At 63.7% G+C, this 15,815-nt stretch carries 15 protein-coding genes; 10 read left to right on the top strand and 5 right to left on the bottom strand.

Going from position 1 to position 15,815, the window contains the following annotated elements:
* Window positions 1–55 precede the first annotated feature (55 nt).
* The gene (locus EKM88_RS08175) at window positions 56–1,495 is read right to left on the bottom strand and encodes a peptide MFS transporter (RefSeq protein WP_404819969.1); all 1,440 of its coding nucleotides are present in this window, start codon (window positions 1,493–1,495) and stop codon (window positions 56–58) included.
* Between the two features lie 306 nt (window positions 1,496–1,801).
* A complete protein-coding gene (locus EKM88_RS08170; RefSeq protein ID WP_125705044.1) occupies window positions 1,802–2,680 on the bottom strand; it encodes an RluA family pseudouridine synthase in 879 nt (292 codons plus the stop codon).
* 91 nt (window positions 2,681–2,771) lie between these two features.
* Between EKM88_RS08170 and EKM88_RS08165 the strand changes: the two genes are divergently transcribed.
* From EKM88_RS08165 to EKM88_RS08125, 9 genes are all read left to right on the top strand, one after another.
* Complete coding sequence (locus EKM88_RS08165) at window positions 2,772–5,243, top strand: TIM-barrel domain-containing protein (protein WP_125705042.1); 2,472 nt, start codon at window positions 2,772–2,774, stop codon at window positions 5,241–5,243.
* 63 nt (window positions 5,244–5,306) lie between these two features.
* On the top strand, window positions 5,307–6,086 hold the full coding sequence (locus EKM88_RS08160; protein WP_125705040.1) for an alpha/beta hydrolase: 780 nt from the start codon (window positions 5,307–5,309) through the stop codon (window positions 6,084–6,086).
* A 98-nt stretch (window positions 6,087–6,184) separates the two neighbouring features.
* On the top strand, window positions 6,185–6,571 hold the full coding sequence (locus tag EKM88_RS08155; RefSeq protein ID WP_125705038.1) for a phage infection protein: 387 nt from the start codon (window positions 6,185–6,187) through the stop codon (window positions 6,569–6,571).
* Window positions 6,572–6,729: 158 nt separating this feature from the next.
* Window positions 6,730–6,927 (top strand): DUF3955 domain-containing protein, encoded by a 198-nt coding sequence (locus EKM88_RS08150; protein ID WP_125705036.1) that lies wholly within the window; start codon window positions 6,730–6,732, stop codon window positions 6,925–6,927.
* A gap of 413 nt (window positions 6,928–7,340) precedes the next feature.
* Window positions 7,341–7,934, top strand: coding sequence for a WxL domain-containing protein (locus tag EKM88_RS08145; RefSeq protein ID WP_125705033.1), 594 nt, complete (start codon window positions 7,341–7,343; stop codon window positions 7,932–7,934).
* 20 nt (window positions 7,935–7,954) lie between these two features.
* Window positions 7,955–8,938: a WxL protein host-binding domain-containing protein gene (locus EKM88_RS08140; protein WP_125705031.1), complete on the top strand. Its 984-nt coding sequence runs from the start codon at window positions 7,955–7,957 to the stop codon at window positions 8,936–8,938.
* Entirely contained in the window at window positions 8,916–9,203 is a 288-nt protein-coding gene (locus tag EKM88_RS08135) for a hypothetical protein (RefSeq protein WP_125705029.1), read from the top strand. The genes EKM88_RS08140 and EKM88_RS08135 overlap by 23 nt, the downstream gene beginning before the upstream one ends.
* Window positions 9,196–10,833, top strand: coding sequence for a hypothetical protein (locus tag EKM88_RS08130; protein ID WP_125705028.1), 1,638 nt, complete (start codon window positions 9,196–9,198; stop codon window positions 10,831–10,833). Before EKM88_RS08135 ends, EKM88_RS08130 begins: the two co-directional genes overlap by 8 nt.
* A gap of 148 nt (window positions 10,834–10,981) precedes the next feature.
* Entirely contained in the window at window positions 10,982–12,391 is a 1,410-nt protein-coding gene (locus EKM88_RS08125) for an MFS transporter (RefSeq protein ID WP_125705026.1), read from the top strand.
* A gap of 67 nt (window positions 12,392–12,458) precedes the next feature.
* Here EKM88_RS08125 and EKM88_RS08120 read toward each other — a convergent pair whose 3' ends face one another.
* A complete protein-coding gene (locus EKM88_RS08120) occupies window positions 12,459–13,232 on the bottom strand; it encodes a hypothetical protein (RefSeq protein ID WP_125705024.1) in 774 nt (257 codons plus the stop codon).
* Window positions 13,222–13,563 carry a PadR family transcriptional regulator gene (locus EKM88_RS08115; protein WP_125705022.1) on the bottom strand — a complete coding sequence of 114 codons (342 nt, stop codon included), beginning with the start codon at window positions 13,561–13,563 and terminating at the stop codon, window positions 13,222–13,224. Before EKM88_RS08115 ends, EKM88_RS08120 begins: the two co-directional genes overlap by 11 nt.
* 154 nt (window positions 13,564–13,717) lie before the next feature.
* Here EKM88_RS08115 and EKM88_RS08110 point away from each other — a divergent pair, with 154 nt between their 5' ends.
* Entirely contained in the window at window positions 13,718–14,659 is a 942-nt protein-coding gene (locus EKM88_RS08110) for a TDT family transporter (protein ID WP_125705020.1), read from the top strand.
* Window positions 14,660–14,721: 62 nt separating this feature from the next.
* Here EKM88_RS08110 and EKM88_RS08105 read toward each other — a convergent pair whose 3' ends face one another.
* A complete protein-coding gene (locus tag EKM88_RS08105; protein ID WP_404819967.1) occupies window positions 14,722–15,750 on the bottom strand; it encodes a chloride channel protein in 1,029 nt (342 codons plus the stop codon).
* Window positions 15,751–15,815 lie beyond the last annotated feature (65 nt).

Below are 15,815 nucleotides of genomic sequence, written 5' to 3'. Positions count from 1 at the left end.
CACGCAAAAGCGGCAACCCATCGCTGGATCGCCGCTTTTTTGATACGCTCAAAAATCAGTTCACGCCTTGCATCAGTTTTTCGATGCGCGGGATCATGAAGGCCAACACAATGGCGAACAGGATCGTTACGACCCCGACCGCCGCGAAGTACATCACTTCGGTGGCCGGCGTGTACAACTTCACGATCTGCGCGTTGATGGCCTGGGCGGCCGCATCGGCCAAGAACCACATGCTCATCATCTGGCTGGAGAAGGCCTTGGGGGCCAGCTTCGTGGTCACACTCAGGCCGACCGGTGAGATCAGCATTTCGGCGATCTCAACGATGGCCCATGACAGCACCAGCCACAGCGGGGAGACGCGGACCGCTGTGCCAAATAGCGCCACGGGAACCACCATTACCAAATACGAGATCCCGGTGAACACGAGCCCGTAAGCAAACTTCTTCGGCGAGCTTGGCTGACGCTTGCCCAGCCGCACCCAAAGCCAGGCGAACAGCGGCCCGTACAGCAAGATGAACAGCGGGTTGAGCATCTGGAACCACCCCGGCAGAATTTTGAAGCCGCCGAAGTTCAGCTGCGTCTGATCGGCCGCAAAGACGGCCAGGACCACGGAGCCCTGCTCCTCGATTGCCCAGAACAGCACCGCCGCGATGAACAGCGGGATGTAGGCCCACACGCGCGAGCGCTCCACCTTGGTGACCTTTTTGCTCTTGAGCATCATCACGAAGTACGTCACCGGCACCGCAATGGCAAAAATCGTGATCAGCGTGATGACGTTATCCACGGTCAGCTGACCGGTCGCGCCCATCACCCCGAGGATGACGGCCAAGGCGGCCAGTCCCGCGCCGACTTTGACCATCAGCGGCCGCAGTTCCGCCGGCGTGATCGGGTCAGGCGCCTGGTTGTCATTCGGGTTGATGTACTTGCGCCCGTCGATCACGTACACGACGAGCCCGACCGCCATCCCAAACGCGGCCAAGGAAAAGCCTACGTGGAAGTTGTAAGCGGCCTGCATCCAGGACACGACCAGTGGGGCGATCAGTGAGCCGAGGTTGATCCCCATCACGAAGATGCTGAAGCCGGAATCGCGGCGCAGGTCATTTTCGGGGTACAGGGATCCGACCATTTCGGACACATTGGGTTTCAACAGCCCGGTGCCCAAAACGATCAGGGCGATCGAGGCGAACAGCGCCCCGGCCCCCATCGGCAGACTCAACACAATGTGGCCGAGCATGATCAGCACCCCACCCCAGAACACGGTGCGGCGGCTGCCGAGCAGGCGGTCGGAGATGAAGCCGCCGATGGTTGAGCTCAGGTACACCAGCGAGCCGTAAATCGACATGATCGACAGCGCGGTGGCCTTATCGAAGCCCAACCCGCCCTGTTCGACCGCGTAGTACATGTAGTAAATCAGAATGGCGCGCATGCCGTAGTAGCTGAAGCGCTCCCAGAACTCGGTCATCGACAGGGTAAGCAGCCCACGCGGATGGCCCATAAACGTCGGTTCTTGTTTATTCAATATCCATACATTCCTCTCACTAGGTCCGTAACCACCCAGTGAGCTTCTGAGCCGCTCCCTCAAGCGGTTCAGAATCCGAATAACAATTATATACCTGAATGAATTTGCTAACAATATGCAAAAAATTCACGAACGGTTTCTCTCATTTTATCGCGTTGCTCTCACGCGACGCTCACCCAACGGCAATGGTGACAGCTCCGACAGGCACCCGTTCGGTCGCCATGAACACGGGGCGGCATTAATGAATTTTTAAATGAGAAAAAAATGGGGAACCGCTAAAAATCACTCGGTACCGCTTTCCTGCCCCGCCGTGGCGATGGCCGGCCAGTCTACCGGCACCGGCAGTAACACCGTGTGGGCCGCGCCGTCAAACGGATCGGTGAACGTCAACCGAAACGCCTGCAGGAGCTGGTGTGGCGCCGCAACCGTGGCCGTGCCGTACAGCGGGTCGCCCACCAGTGGATGGCCGATAGCCGCCATGTGCACGCGGATCTGGTGCGTGCGGCCGGTGTGTAGCGTCAGCTCAACCAGGCTCTCGGTGGCGGTTTGGGCGACCACGCGGTACGCCGTTTCGGCTGGCTGGCCGGCCGGGCTGACCACGCGGTGAATGCCGTCTTCAGCCTTCGCCAGCGGCAGCGTGACCACGCCTTGCGCCGGGCTCGGGGTGCCCACCAGCACCGCCCGATATTCCTTCACCAGTGCGGCATCGGATTGGGCCAGACGCCCCTGCGCGTAAGCGTGCTTGGCGACCAGCACCAAACCGGTGGTGTCGCGGTCCAACCGCGTGATAATGGCCGGCTGCGGCCCTTCCACGCCTTGGTCGACGAGGTGGCCGGCGACGCGGTTGAGCAGCGAATCCGTCAGGTTGCTGGGCCCCGGCACGCTGGCCAGGCCCGCGGGCTTCACCACCACCAACCAGTTCGGCAGGTCCAGTGCGACGTCGATCGGCTGGTGGCTGACCGCCACCTCTGTGCTCGGCGGCAGCTCGATGCGCACCGTGGCGCCGTGGATCATTTCGGCGTTAGCGGTTTGACGGTTGTTCAGCCACACCATCCCCGCGTCGCTCAAGCGCTTGAACAGCCGGTGGCTGACGCCGTTTTTAGCCAAGAGCCGCTTGACGGTGGTTGCCTTGTTTGCCTTAAAACTGAATGTGTATCGCATAGTCTCCGCCTTTGAAGTTTTCTTTTTATTATACCGGAAATCGCGACGGCCTTGCGGTAGACTAAAGAAAAATCCTTAAGGCGGTGTCCTCATGGCCCCTGATCCTAACCAGTTATCCCATCTACACGAACACGCAGGCACGATTTATTTTGACTACCACGACTGGCACGCGCGCCTGCAAGCGGTCAACGACCACTTGGTGCGCCTGACGGTCACCGCACAACCGGACTGGCCCGCAACCCCCAGCGTGCCCGCGGCCCCAACCGTGGAAAAGCACGCGGATGAGACCATTGCCACCGGCGGGGCCGGTCAGCACTTTGAGGCGCCGCTGGTCACGGCCACAGCCACCCAGCCGCTGACCCTGCAGGACGGCACCCTCCAACTAGGCGCGCACACCCTCCAACTGGCGGCCGGGCGGCTCACCATCACCCAAAACGGTGCGCCGGTGGCCACGCTGCGCCTGCCGCAGCTGACCGCCACCGGCTGGACGGCGCGGCTGGTCAGCGACCCACAGGCGGCGTACTTTGGCGGCGGCGTGCAAAACGGGCACGTGGCGCTTAACGGCCTTTTGGTGGCGATCAAAAACGAGAATCGCTGGACCCGCGGCAGCGTCTCAAGCCCCGCGCCCTTCTACTGGAGCACCAGCGGCTACGGCTTCTTGGCCCACACGTTCACCCCGGGCGAGTACGACTTCGGGGATCCGCACGCCGGCGTTTACCTGCGCCACGACGATCCCGTGTTTGACGCCTACCTGATCCTCGGGTCGACCCCGCAGGCGCTGATCCACGGCTACCACGAGCTCACCGGCCTGCCCAACCTCAACCCACGCTTTGCGTTTTACCCCGCCCACTTCAACGCCTACAACCGCGACTACTGGGTGGCCGTCACGCCCGACTCTGCCGGCGCCAGCCAGTTTGCGGACGGGCAGTGGTACAAGGCGTACCAGCCAATTCGCAAGGAGACCTTCAACACCGGCTTTCGCCCCGGCGCCATCACGGTGGCGGGTATGACCCTGGTGCCCAACGTCTACGGCGACGGCCGCGTCACCTTCACTGACCCCACTGCGGCGGGTCAGCCGCGCACCGCGATCCGCGAGACGCTCAACGGCGAGCACGACCCGCAGTTCTCCGCCCGCGCCGTGGTGACCCGCTACGCCGAAAACGGCGTGCCGCTCGGCTGGTTTTTGCCTAATGACGGCTACGGCGCCGGCTACGGTCAGACTGATAGCCTGGCCGGCGACCTTGAAAACCTCCAGACTTTCGCGGACTGGGCCAAGGCGCGCGGCGTCACCACCGGGCTGTGGACTCAGGCGGCGCTTGCGCCCAAGGATCCCGCCGCCCCGCAAAAAGGCGAGCGCGACTTTGCGCGCGAGGTAACAGCCGGCGTGCGCGCGATCAAAACCGACGTCGCGTGGGTCGGTGAGGGCTACACCTTCGGCCTGAACGCCACCACCAAAGCGGCCGCCGAGTTCACCCGCCGCGATCTGCGGCCCATGATCGTGACGCTGGACGGCTGGGCCGGCACGCAGCGCACCGCCACCGTGTGGACCGGCGACCAGGCCGGCGGGGACTGGGGCAACCTCCGGACGCACATCGCCAGCTACTTGGCCGCCGGGCTGAGCGGTCAGGCCAACATCGCCAGTGACGTAGACGGCATCTACGCCGGCAACGACCCGGTGATCCAGACCCGCGACCTGCAGTGGAAAGCGTTCACGCCCCACTTTTTTGCCATGGATGGCTGGGGCAGCGCCCCGCGGCTGATGGGGATGCAACTGCCGGTGCCGTTTGCCGCGATCGACCGCGCCTTTTTGCGCTACCACACGATGCTCATCCCCTTGCTGTACAGCCTGGCGCACACCGCCCGCACCACCGGCGCCCCGATCATGCGGCCCACCTTCTGGGCCAATGCGGACGCCTACACCACAAGCCCGGCGCTGGAGGATCAGTTCCTGCTCGGCGACACCCTGTTGGTCGCGCCGCTCACCAGCGCTTACGGCCTGACTGAAACCGGCGCTGGCAAACGGGATCATGTGTACCTACCGGCCGGGGAGTGGGTCGATGCCTGGACCAACACGCGCTACACCGGGCGCCAAACGCTGACCGATGTCGCCACCCCGCTGGCGCAACTGCCCCTGTTCCTGCGCGCCGGGGCGATTTTGCCGCTGACGCCGGCGCACCAAAACCCGGCCGCCGCAACGCAGACCCGGTGGTTCGAGTGGGTGCCCGGTGGCCACGCCAGCCTGACGCTGGTGCAAGACGACGGCGAAACGCTCGCGTACCAGCGCGGCGAACAGGCGTTGACACAGCTGACCACCCAGCCGCGCACGCTCACCCTTGCCGCCACCACCGGCCACTTTGCGGGTCAGACCGAAACGGTGCCAATGCAACTGTTTATCGTTGGGGCCAGCGAACCCGTCACGGTCACCGTTGACGGGCAACCCGCGACCCCCAGCGTGACCGTGGGCCCGCGGCTGGCCGATCCGCTGCACCGCCAAGCACCGGGTCTGCGAATTGACCTGGGGCCGCAGTCGATTCGCGCCACCATCGCCGTGACGCTTGGCTGAGCGACTTGCAAAATCGCTTCCATTAGGACTATGGTAGAGTCGAAGACTTTATGGAGGTGTCACATGACCCAGGATATCGATCAAGCATATGGGCACGATCCGCTGCAGCGAGCGGACATTTATCTGCCGGCGCAGCCGAACGGGGCGGCGCTCGTGTTTGTGCACGGTGGCGGTTGGTTTCGCGGGGACAAGGCCAAGGCGGCGGACATCGGCGCGTACTTTGCCAACGCCGGTTACGCCACGGCCATTCCCAACTACCGCCTCGCCCCGGCTGACCGCTTCCCGGCCGCGCAGGAAGACCTCAGCGCCTTTCTCACCTGGTTCACGGCCAGTGCCTACACCTTCAACCGCGAACGGCTGGGCCTGCTCGGCGCCAGCGTCGGAGGCACGATGGCGCTCACCGAAAGCATCGCCAGCGGCCGGCCGGTGGTGACTTGGTCGGCGATCGTTGATTTTGCCAACTGGGTCCAAAAGCACCAAACCGTCAAGGCGGCGCTGGACGCCCGCCAAAGCCTGGGTCTGACCGAGCCCCACGCGATCCACGACGCGTTTTATAAGTACTTCGTGCAAACCTACCTCGGCGACCTGTCACCGCAAAAACTGACCGCGGTCAACCCGATGAACCACCTGACCGAAACCCTGGGCCCGACCCTGATGTACAACGCCACCGACGAGCTGGCCCCACTGCCTGGCGTCTTTCGCTTTCTCGAACAGGCGGCCGCGTTCAAGCGCGACATCGCGGTGCATGTCGTGCCCGGCACCGGGCACGCCCGCGACTACACCGACTTTGCGTTGCCGGGCACGCGCCAGTTCTTCGACTTTCACCTCACCGAACAAGATTAACGTGCGCCCCGCGGATTTGTTGCCGCGGGGCGTTTTTACGCGCGTTCGCTTGACGAATCGAACGTATGTTTGTATCCTCAAGAAGAGGAGGTGATGGCATGGATCACGCCGCGTTTTTACGCCGCACCGAGCAATTCTTCGCCCACGAGTACCGCGACCGGGGCATGGTGAAGTGGCAGGGGTTTTACCTATCCGACCACACCGCCGCACTCAAGCGTGAGGCGCTTGCCGCCCACCAGGCCGCCCAGCAGCTCCCTGAGCAGTCCGAGGCGGTGGTGCGGGCGACCTTGGCCCAGGCGTTGGCAAGCGGTGCGCCGGTGCAAGTGCAACGCCGCACCCTGACGCCAGACCTGACCCTGGCGCCGCCACTGAGCGGCCAGGTCCGCGGCTACACCGATGGGGATGGCGTCATGCTGGACGACCAGTGGCTCGCCATCGGGGACCTGCGGCACGCGCACATTTTGCCGGCCAAGCTTAACCCATGACCTACGTGGGGGTAGCAGCCTGGGCAGCCGTTTACGCGCAACTAGGGGCTGTCCGATCGGTCACCCCAGCCGCCACGGCCGTTCGCGAAGCTTAACCAAATCTTGACCCAGCCGGGTTGAAAGGCCTGCTATACTCATCGCAAAGAGGAGGTGCCACCATGAAGTACCGTTATCCCCTCGCGCTGGTCGGCTTGGCCATTGCGCTGCCGCTGATCGGCGCGCAGTTCAGCACCATGGCCGCTGACGGCACGTTGCACGAACCTTTCTTCTTCACCATTCCGTTAGGCTATGCGCTCATTGCCATCGCGGCCGGGTGGGCCGGCCGCATCGCGTGGCTGAGGCACCGGCAGCACTAATCGACGCGGTTCAGGGCCGCGCAACCCATCCAAAGCACCTCGAGTTAGGCTGCGCGTTTGACCTTTGTAGGAGCCGAGACATAATTAACGGCCCAAGAATGCGCCACAACTATTCCAGAATAGTACGAACAAAAAGCACCGCCCTGGCCGAATAAGAGGAAGCCACTGTCAAACCTAAGTGCGGGTTTGTCAGTGGCTTCCTCTTATTCTCTGGGCTAAAACCGCTTTTTGTTCCAGCCTGTTTTGTGCAACCCCACGCGTGCCAACGGTTAGCCAGGGCGCATCGCATCAGTATTTTCATCTCTATTAATTTCTATAGTAATTATAAGTTATTCCATTGAAACCCGGCAGAACTTCTGGTACGATTTCGGTGGCAATAGATTAAATTGCTATCAACTAATAGGAGGCTCCTCATGACACGACAAACTCTTTTACTCGCCCTTGCCATCGCTGGTGCAACGCTGACTGCCACGCAGCTGACCCCCGTTGCTGCGGCCCTGACAGACAACTCCCAAGCGGTGGTCAAGATCGAAGACGCCACGCCTAAGGACGGCGGACTCACGCTGGACAAGGTCCCGGCCTTAGACTATGGCACCGTGACTGCCGGCAAGATTTACAACGGGTTCAACCAAACCGGGTCCGCCAGTGGCGATTTAGCCATCACGGATGCGCGGCCGTTTGATTACACGAACGGCTGGACCTTGACGCTGGCGTTAGGCCAATTCAAGGACGCCAGCGGCGCAGCCCTTGAGACCAGTACCCTGAGCCTGAGTGGCACGGCTAACCAGGCACACTTCTCGCTTGACGGGCAGGTGGCCACCGACGACACCGCCACCATCATCACCAGCGACGCAAGCAAGCGAGGCACGCAGATCCTCAACGGTGCGCAGATCGCGACCTCACTGAAGCAAACCGCCTCACAGGTCAAAGTGGTGAACAACACGGTTTTCACGGCCCCGCTGACCTGGACGCTTGCGGCCACGGCTGACAAGTTCGCCTCGTTGTAAGCTCACTTAAGGAGGTCCCTGTGCGCCACATCATCACACTCATCCTGCTGGTTCTGGCTTGGCCCGGGCCGCAAGTCGTCACCGCGGCCGAAACGCGCGCCGCCTTCACGCTCAACCAAACGGTGCCCGACTCGGCCGCACCGGGGTTCGTCCGGCTCAGCCTCGCGCCCAACACCGAGCGCGCACTCACCTTTGCCCTCACGAATCAGGCCGCCGCGCCTGCGACGTTTGACCTGCAAGTGGTGGACGCAAGCACCGGTGCGGACGGAAAAATTCAGTACACACCTGATCACCCCACGCCTAAGGAACTGACCCGGCTCTCGCAGCTGGCCAGCCTCCCAGCGCCAACGGTGACCGTGCCCGCCAACACCACGCAGACCGTGACAGTGCACCTCAAGGTTCCCGAGGCGGGCTTGACCGGCGATTACCTCGGGGCCCTCTACGTTCGGCGGCAAGCCCCGAAGGCTGCCACCGCAGGATTACAGAACCGGTTTGCCATGGCCGTGCCGATTCACCTCACCGGCCTGACGCCCACCACGCCGCGCCCCCGCCTGACCCTGAATCAGGCGGCCCTGCGCAGCACCGCCCACGGGCTGGTCGTGAGCGCACAGCTCACGAACCACACCCCCCGCACTTTCGGGGCCATCACGATGGTCAGCACCGTGACCAACGCCGCGGGCAAGCGCCTGACCAAGCAGACGCTGACACAGGCCGAAATGGCCGCCACCAGCATCATGCCCCTTGCGCTGCCGCTGGCCGAAAAAAGCCTCGGCTCCGGGCGGTACACCGTGCGGGTGACGCTCACCTCGGGCCAGCAGACCTACGACCTGGTTGATCATTTTACTGTCGCGCAAGCAACTCGCGCCGAGACGCTCGGCCACCAAGTCCCACCCCTTAACCCTTGGTTATGGGTCAGTGCGGGGCTGGCGCTCGTCATCGGGTTGTTGCTCCTGCTCCTGTGGCGCCGAAAGGAGACAACGCATGATCAAACCCCTCATCGTTAGCCTCGGCGTCCTCACCGTTTTGTGGCTGACCCCACTGACCCCGATCCACGGCGCACAAAGCACCGCCACCCTCCGCGTGACAGGGGCCACTGATAAAGTGGCCCCTGTTGCCGCACCCGTGGGGCCCGTCGTGTTACCCGCCCGCCCGCGCCAGCCCCTGCCCGCCACCGGTGACCGCCCATTCAACCGCGGGTGGGGCCTGGCACTGGTGGGGCTGACGCTTGTGGGCGGTGTCCACCGCGTAAGGAGGCGAGCCGATGACTAAATGGTCCTTCATTCCCCTCGGCGTAGTGCTGATCATGGGCCTGCTCTGGGGGCGCCCCGCGCGGCCGGTGGCAGCCGCCGCCACGCTACCCACTCAGGTGCAAACCTGGCAACCGGCGATCGGCACCCCCAGTCCCGCACCGGATTTGCTGACCGCCGGCTTCAAGACGCCTAAGGTAGGCGCGAGCACCTCGATCAAGGTCAACGGCACCATTGCGCTGACCGCGACAATGTCTCGTCCTGCCTTCACCAACGTCTTCACGAACGCCTACTTCACCCTGATTATTTGGCAGGTCTCTGACACCGCCCCTTACACGGCCACGAAGGTATTCAGGAACAGCGTGGCGGCCTACGTGAACCTCTTTCAGTACGAAGTCGATGGCCAGCTCACCTTTATCCCCAAGGCCCCGGGGACTTACTTCTACCAGTTCACCGGGTCCTTTGAGAGCTCAGCCACGACGTACACGAGCCAGATCGGGCGCATCTTGGTGACACCGCAGCTGATCGCGCCTGAGCGCATCACCCTCAAGGCGCCCACCACGGTGTTCCCCCTGATCGCCTCAAACCCTTGGTGGCCCGTTGCGGCGCAGATCACGCCGATCAACGCGACCGCCCAGGTGCAGTGGCAAACCAGCCGCGGGTTGCGCGTGCAGCAGCAAAATAACACCGATGCCACCATCGCGCCAGTCACCCCGACCCGGATCAACATGGGGCCCACCCCTGGCTTTGCCGAAACGCTGACTGCCACGGCCACGGCGCCCACCACCGGCACCCGCGTTCAGGCCAGCCAACCAGTCTACGTGGGCGGACTCCCTGCGCTATCGCTGGACTTGGGCCGCCAAAGCGAGCCCGTGTTCACGCACACGACACAGGGACTTGCGAGTCTCAACGCGCTTTTACCCGGCGCGACCTGGCACTATGAATGGCACCGCTTTGCCAGCAAGTTTGGCCCCGATGGCACGCTGGTCGTTGACCCCGCCACCGACACAATTCTGACAGCGGAAATGGGCGTGGCAGGCGGTAACGGGCACGCCACCACGCTCTCAGACGCCGCGGTTGCCCTACGGTTTGAGCGTGGCAGTCCCCTGCTGCGCCACGCGCATGCGGCCGCGCAAAAAGACACCCCCGATGTCCTCCAACTCGTGATGACCGCGGTCAGCGGTGGGAGCGCCTACCGCTACAGTACGAATTACGCGGGGTTCATTGTCCACCTGGATCCCGGCACCCTGTCGTTCAGCGTGCCGCGTGAGCTCAGCTGGCAGTACAGCTGGCGCGACTTCTATAACGCGCTCCCCCAACCTGCCCAGGTCAAGGGGGCCCTTGTGGTCACCGATCAACGAGCGCCCGAGCTGATTACCGACCAGGAGCGGTGGACGCTCAGCGCCAAGCTGACGGCCTTCCAATCGTTCCCCTTCGCCATTGCCTTGGACTTCCAGCACCACCACGCGGTCCTGAGGCCCGGTGCCGCACCGGTGACGTTGCTCACCGCTGATGCGGCCCCCAGCTCCTTTCAGACGCAGCTCAAAGCGATGGCTTACCCGCAGGCCGAACCGGTCACTCAGCGGCGCTTTGAGGCGCAGATCGACTGGCAACTCACCGTGGCCGCGCCACCGGCTGAGGCCCTGCCGTAACATCACCGCCCGAACGGCCCCATGCGCGCTTGCATGAGGCCGTTTTAGTGTGCGCAATCCATCGCCGCAGCATGTGGCCCACCTCACAAGCAGATGGCTTGGCCTTTGGGCGCACACCGCGTACGCTGGACATTATGGAGGAAACACAATGCAGACGAAACATACTGAATGGCAAACGATCCTTGTCCTGGGGCTGATTTCATTTTTGACCAGCCTATCCGGGTCCAGCCTCACGCTGGCGCTCCCTGAACTATCGCGCGACTACGCGATCACAAACAGTACCGCAACTTGGGCCGTCTCGGCCGGACTGATCACCAGCACCATCCTGCTGGTGATGTTCGGCCACATTGGCGACCTGCTGTCCAAACGCAGCGTCTTCTTCTTCGGCGGCGTTGTTTTCGTCCTCGGTTCCCTCGTTGCCGGTATCGCCCCCGCCTTTTGGCTCCTGCTGGTTGGGCGGGTGGTGCAGGCCATCGGCATCGCGATGATCATGGCCAACGACATGGGCATCGTCGCGGACAACTTCCCCAGCGCGCGCCGCGCCGAGGCCTTGGCGATCGTTTCCATGTTCACGTCGATCGGCGCGATCTCCGGCCCAGCGATCGGCGGGTTGCTCATCAGCCTGCTGTCTTGGCGCTGGATCTACCTGCTGAACGTCCCGCTTGGGCTCGTGATCCTGCTGGTCGGCTGGCGGGTGCTGACCCCCAGCCTGCCCCCGCGCGCGCAGCTGCAAAAAGTCTGGCACGAGGCGAACTGGACCGGCCAGAACCTATTCACGATCGGGCTGCTCGCCTTTTTCCTCAGTGGTGGCCTGCTTCAGTCCGCGCAGTGGCGCCTGATCGCGTGGGGCGGCCTCTTGATCGGCCTGCTGTTGACCGTGGGATCGTTCGCCCAGGATGACCGGGCGGCCAGCCCCTGGATCGCCCCGCAGCTTCTGCGCAATCCGGACTATATGATCTCCGTCAGCACACTGCTGATCGTGATGCTGGTCAACGCGGTGTCCAATATTCTGTTGCCATTTTACCTGCAGAGCTACCTCGGCTTCAGCGCCTTCATCAGCGGGCTGATCATGATGGGGCAAAGCGTGGTGATGCTACTTGTCACGCCGCTAGCCGGCTACCTCGCCGACCACTGGAACCGCTACTGGCTGACGGTCATCGGCCTGCTGGCCCTGATCGGGTCGCAGGCCGGTTACGCGCTGTACCCCGCCACTCGGGATATGCCTGACATTCTTTGGCCCATCGTCGTCAACGGCATCGGGCTGGCCGTGTTCCTGTCGCCCAACAACGCCCTGACGATGGACACGGTGCCGCGCAGCCTCGGCGGCGTGGCGGGCTCGCTCAACGCCTTTGCCCGCACGTTGGGGATGACCGTCGGCATGACCTTCGGGGCGATCCTCCTGTTCGCCCAGCTGCCCGGGGTTCAGCAGGTCACCGCCCACACCGCCGACTTTCTGCCGGCGTTCGGGTGGGTGTTCTGGGGCAACACGGCGCTGTCCGGGCTCGGCCTGCTGATCGTGATTTTTCGCGTGTGGCGCACGCGGCGCCAGAACGGCTGAGGTTAAAAAAGCCGGCAGGCGCACTTTCCCTTGATGGAAAAGTGCCCCTGCCGGTATTTTTGTGGTCCTACTGCGCCTGATGCTTGGCCGGCAGTAGCGCCCCCAGCACCCAGATCAGCAAAACATTGCCGACCAGCACCGCCGCACCAAACCAAAGCCCGCCCACCGACCAGCCAAGCCACGCCGGTAGCGGCCACGCGATGTACAGGAGCAGGAGCGCTTCAAAGGCGCGCAGGAACCAGGAGTGGACGCTATCCAGCCACGCCGCACCGGCCAGCCCCAGTGCCCACAGCCCCAGGCTAACGGCCACGATCACCACCGGTGGCACAGCCACCAGCCCCATTTTGGGCAAAAGCGTCTCACCGACCGGCACCATCAGCAGCCACGCGATAAGGGTGGTCCCACCCAAAAACTTCACCTCCAGCTTGCTTTGATGCGCGAAGGCGCGGTGGCGGCGCCACAGCGCCAGGCCCACCACCCCGGCCAGCATCAGCGTGGCCATCACCGCGGCCGTGCCGAGCGCCACCGGATGCCGCCCATTCATCACCTGGCGCCAGAGGAAAATGAAAAACGGCACGCCCCAGAAAAAGGCACCCATCATCAGCCAATCCGACCCGCGGCGGCGCGGGAGGTTGGCCACAATGCCGGCCGCGATCGGTTGCGGGGCCTGCCCAAAGTAAGCCGCAGCCGACTGCCCGCTCGCCTGCGCCTGCAGCAAGTCGGCGTGAATTTCCGCCAACGTGTCCTGTGCCGCAGCCGGATCGACGTAAAAAGCCGCCGTCACATACGCCTCGATGCGATCGTAATACTGCTGATTCTCGGTCCACAACTTATCCGTCATCTTCCGTTGCCCCCATCACCCGTGTCATCGCCTGTGCTAACTGCTGCCAATCCTGCCGAAACGTGGCCAGGGTCGCAGTCCCGGCCGGCAAAATGTGGTAGTACTTCCGCGGCGGCCCGCCGCTAGGTGACGCGTACTTGATGCCTTGGATCTGTCCCGCGCGTTCCAGCTTCAAAAGCAGCGGGTAAATAGTGCCGTCCGCCACCGGCCCAAAGCCGCGCCGCTCAAGCGTCTCATGAAGCGCATAGGCATAGGTTTCCTGTTCTTCGATCAGCGCCAGGATCGCCCCTTCAAGCGTGCCCTTCAGCAACTGTGTCGGTAATTGGCTCATGTGCTCACCTCACTATCTTGCAGTGCAAGTATATTAGGTCGGCATACCCTTGTCAAGCAAGTACGTTCTTTTCGACGTGGCCGGAAGCGGTTGCAAACGAAAGCGCTTCCGGTATACTTCTCCTTGTGACTATTGACACTTGGAGGTTTGATTCATGAAAATTTTTTTGACCCGCCTGCCCTTGCCGGTGTGTGGGCTGATGCTTGGGTTGGCATCGCTGGGCAGTCTGAACGGCGCACTGGGCCTGACGCCGCTGTGGGCGCTGTGTGAGGGGGTGGCCTTGGGGCTGTGGGGCTTGGTGATCTTGAAGTGCCTGCTGGTCCCGCGCAGCGCATTGGCCGCGTTGGCCGATCCCGTCGTCACGTCGATTCTGCCCAACCTGACCATGGCAACGATGATCCTCGCGGTGTTTTTCACCCAGCTCGGCGTGCCGCTGCCGGTGACCACCGGCTTGTGGTGGCTCGCGGTCATCGGGCATTATGCGATCATGGGCGGCTTCTTTTGGCGCCACCTGTGGCGGGCGCCAAAGCGTCTGGCGATGGTGATGCCCAGCTGGTTCGTGACCTTCGTGGGCATCGGCGTCATCCCCGTCACCTGCGCCCCGTTTGCCCCCGCCCTGGGCCCCGCCACCACCTGGCTAGCCCTAGTGCTCTATGCCGGGGTGTTCCCGGTCGTCATCTGGCGACTGATCCGCCTACCGCTGCCCACCCCGGCGCTTCCGCTGACCACGATCTTAGCGGCGCCGGCCAGCCTGTGTTTGGCCGCCTACCTCACTGTCACGCCCCAGCCCAACGCCGTGTTCGCCGGTGGCCTGTTCGCTTTTTGCCAGCTGCTGTACGTGATCGCGCTGATCCGAGTCGTGCCGTACTTCGCACACGACTTCGTGCCTAGCATGGGCGCCTTCACCTTCCCGCTGGCCATCACTGCCACGGCGATCGCCAAGTACACCGCCGTGTTCGCGCCAACGCAGCCGGTGCTGCAGGCAGTCAAGTGGCTTGAGTGGACCGTCATCACCGCCGTGGTGCTGATGGTGACGGTGCGCTATACACGCTTCTTGATTCAGGCCTGGCCGCAGCGCGTCCCGACCACGCACTGACGCAAAAAACCCGAGCTCGCAGCGCAGTGGCCGCGAGCCCAGGTTTTTTTGCATCATCAGCTTCACTCGACCAACCGGCGCCGCCGCACCCACGCGACCGGGGGGCCACTGCGCCGCTCAAGCAGGGACATCAGGGCCGTGGTGGCCACGCTGATGAGCGCGAGGTTGCCGGGCAAAAACAACGCGGCCATGACGCCGCCTGCCACCAGCGGCTCGCCCAAGATCGTGGCGCCAGCGCTGATCGCCAACACCGCCACGACAAACAGCGCATCCACGCCGGGCATCAGGTGGCTGAGCGCGAGCCCCTGCGCGGTGGTGGCAAACAGCACCGGGAAAATGTCGCCGCCCAGCCACCCGGTGTTCAGGCAAATGGTCAACAGCGCCAGCTTGAGCCCGGCTGCCAGGGCCAAGAAGCCCACCGAGCGGGCCGGCCATGAGGTCGCCAGCAGCTGGAAGTTGGCCATCCCCGAAAAATTGATGGCGGGCAACCACAGCGTTGCCGCGTAAATCGCCACGCCACCGACGACGATCAGCGCCCCGGTTTGGCGCACGCGGCCCAGCAAGACCTGCCGTAGCGCCATCATTGCCGCTTTTTCCAAGTGTCCCAAGCACCAGCCGAGGACGATCAGTGGTAGCAGCAGCGCCAGCTCGCGGTGACCCCACCGACTGGCACCGAGCATCACGCGCACGGAAGGCTCACCACCCCAGCGGCAGGTCCAGTAAAATGCCGTGAGTCCCACCGCCAAAAAGGCGACCGTGCGCGGCGCCCAGCGCAGCCGCGCGGTTGGCGCCAGGCCTCGATGCGGGGCCAGCGCCGCGCGCCACCACGCGCGGGTGTTGGTAGCCGAACCCGCCGTCAGGTAGGCGAGCTTCTCCGTCAGCCACTGCCCAAATAAGAGCGTACAGCTGACCAAGGTGGCCTCCGGACCGAGACTGGTCCCGCTGGTGAGGATCACCGCGGGTAACAGTAGCTGCAGGCCTACGAAGCGATAGTCGGTGCGGCCATCATGCGCTAGCTCCGCGCGGATCAGCCCCAGCGGCTTGGGCATGGCCCCCACCGTGCGCTGACACGCATAGATGAGCAGCCCCACCACACCGAGCCACGCCGCCGTGAACCACGGCCGAAAGCCGGTGCCGATCCCGACCCAGGCAATCA

The sequence above is a fragment of the Lacticaseibacillus daqingensis genome (assembly GCF_003946115.1).
In the GTDB taxonomy this organism is placed as follows: Bacteria; Bacillota; Bacilli; order Lactobacillales; family Lactobacillaceae; genus Lacticaseibacillus; species Lacticaseibacillus daqingensis.
This window is presented reverse-complemented; position numbering and strand designations above follow the sequence as displayed.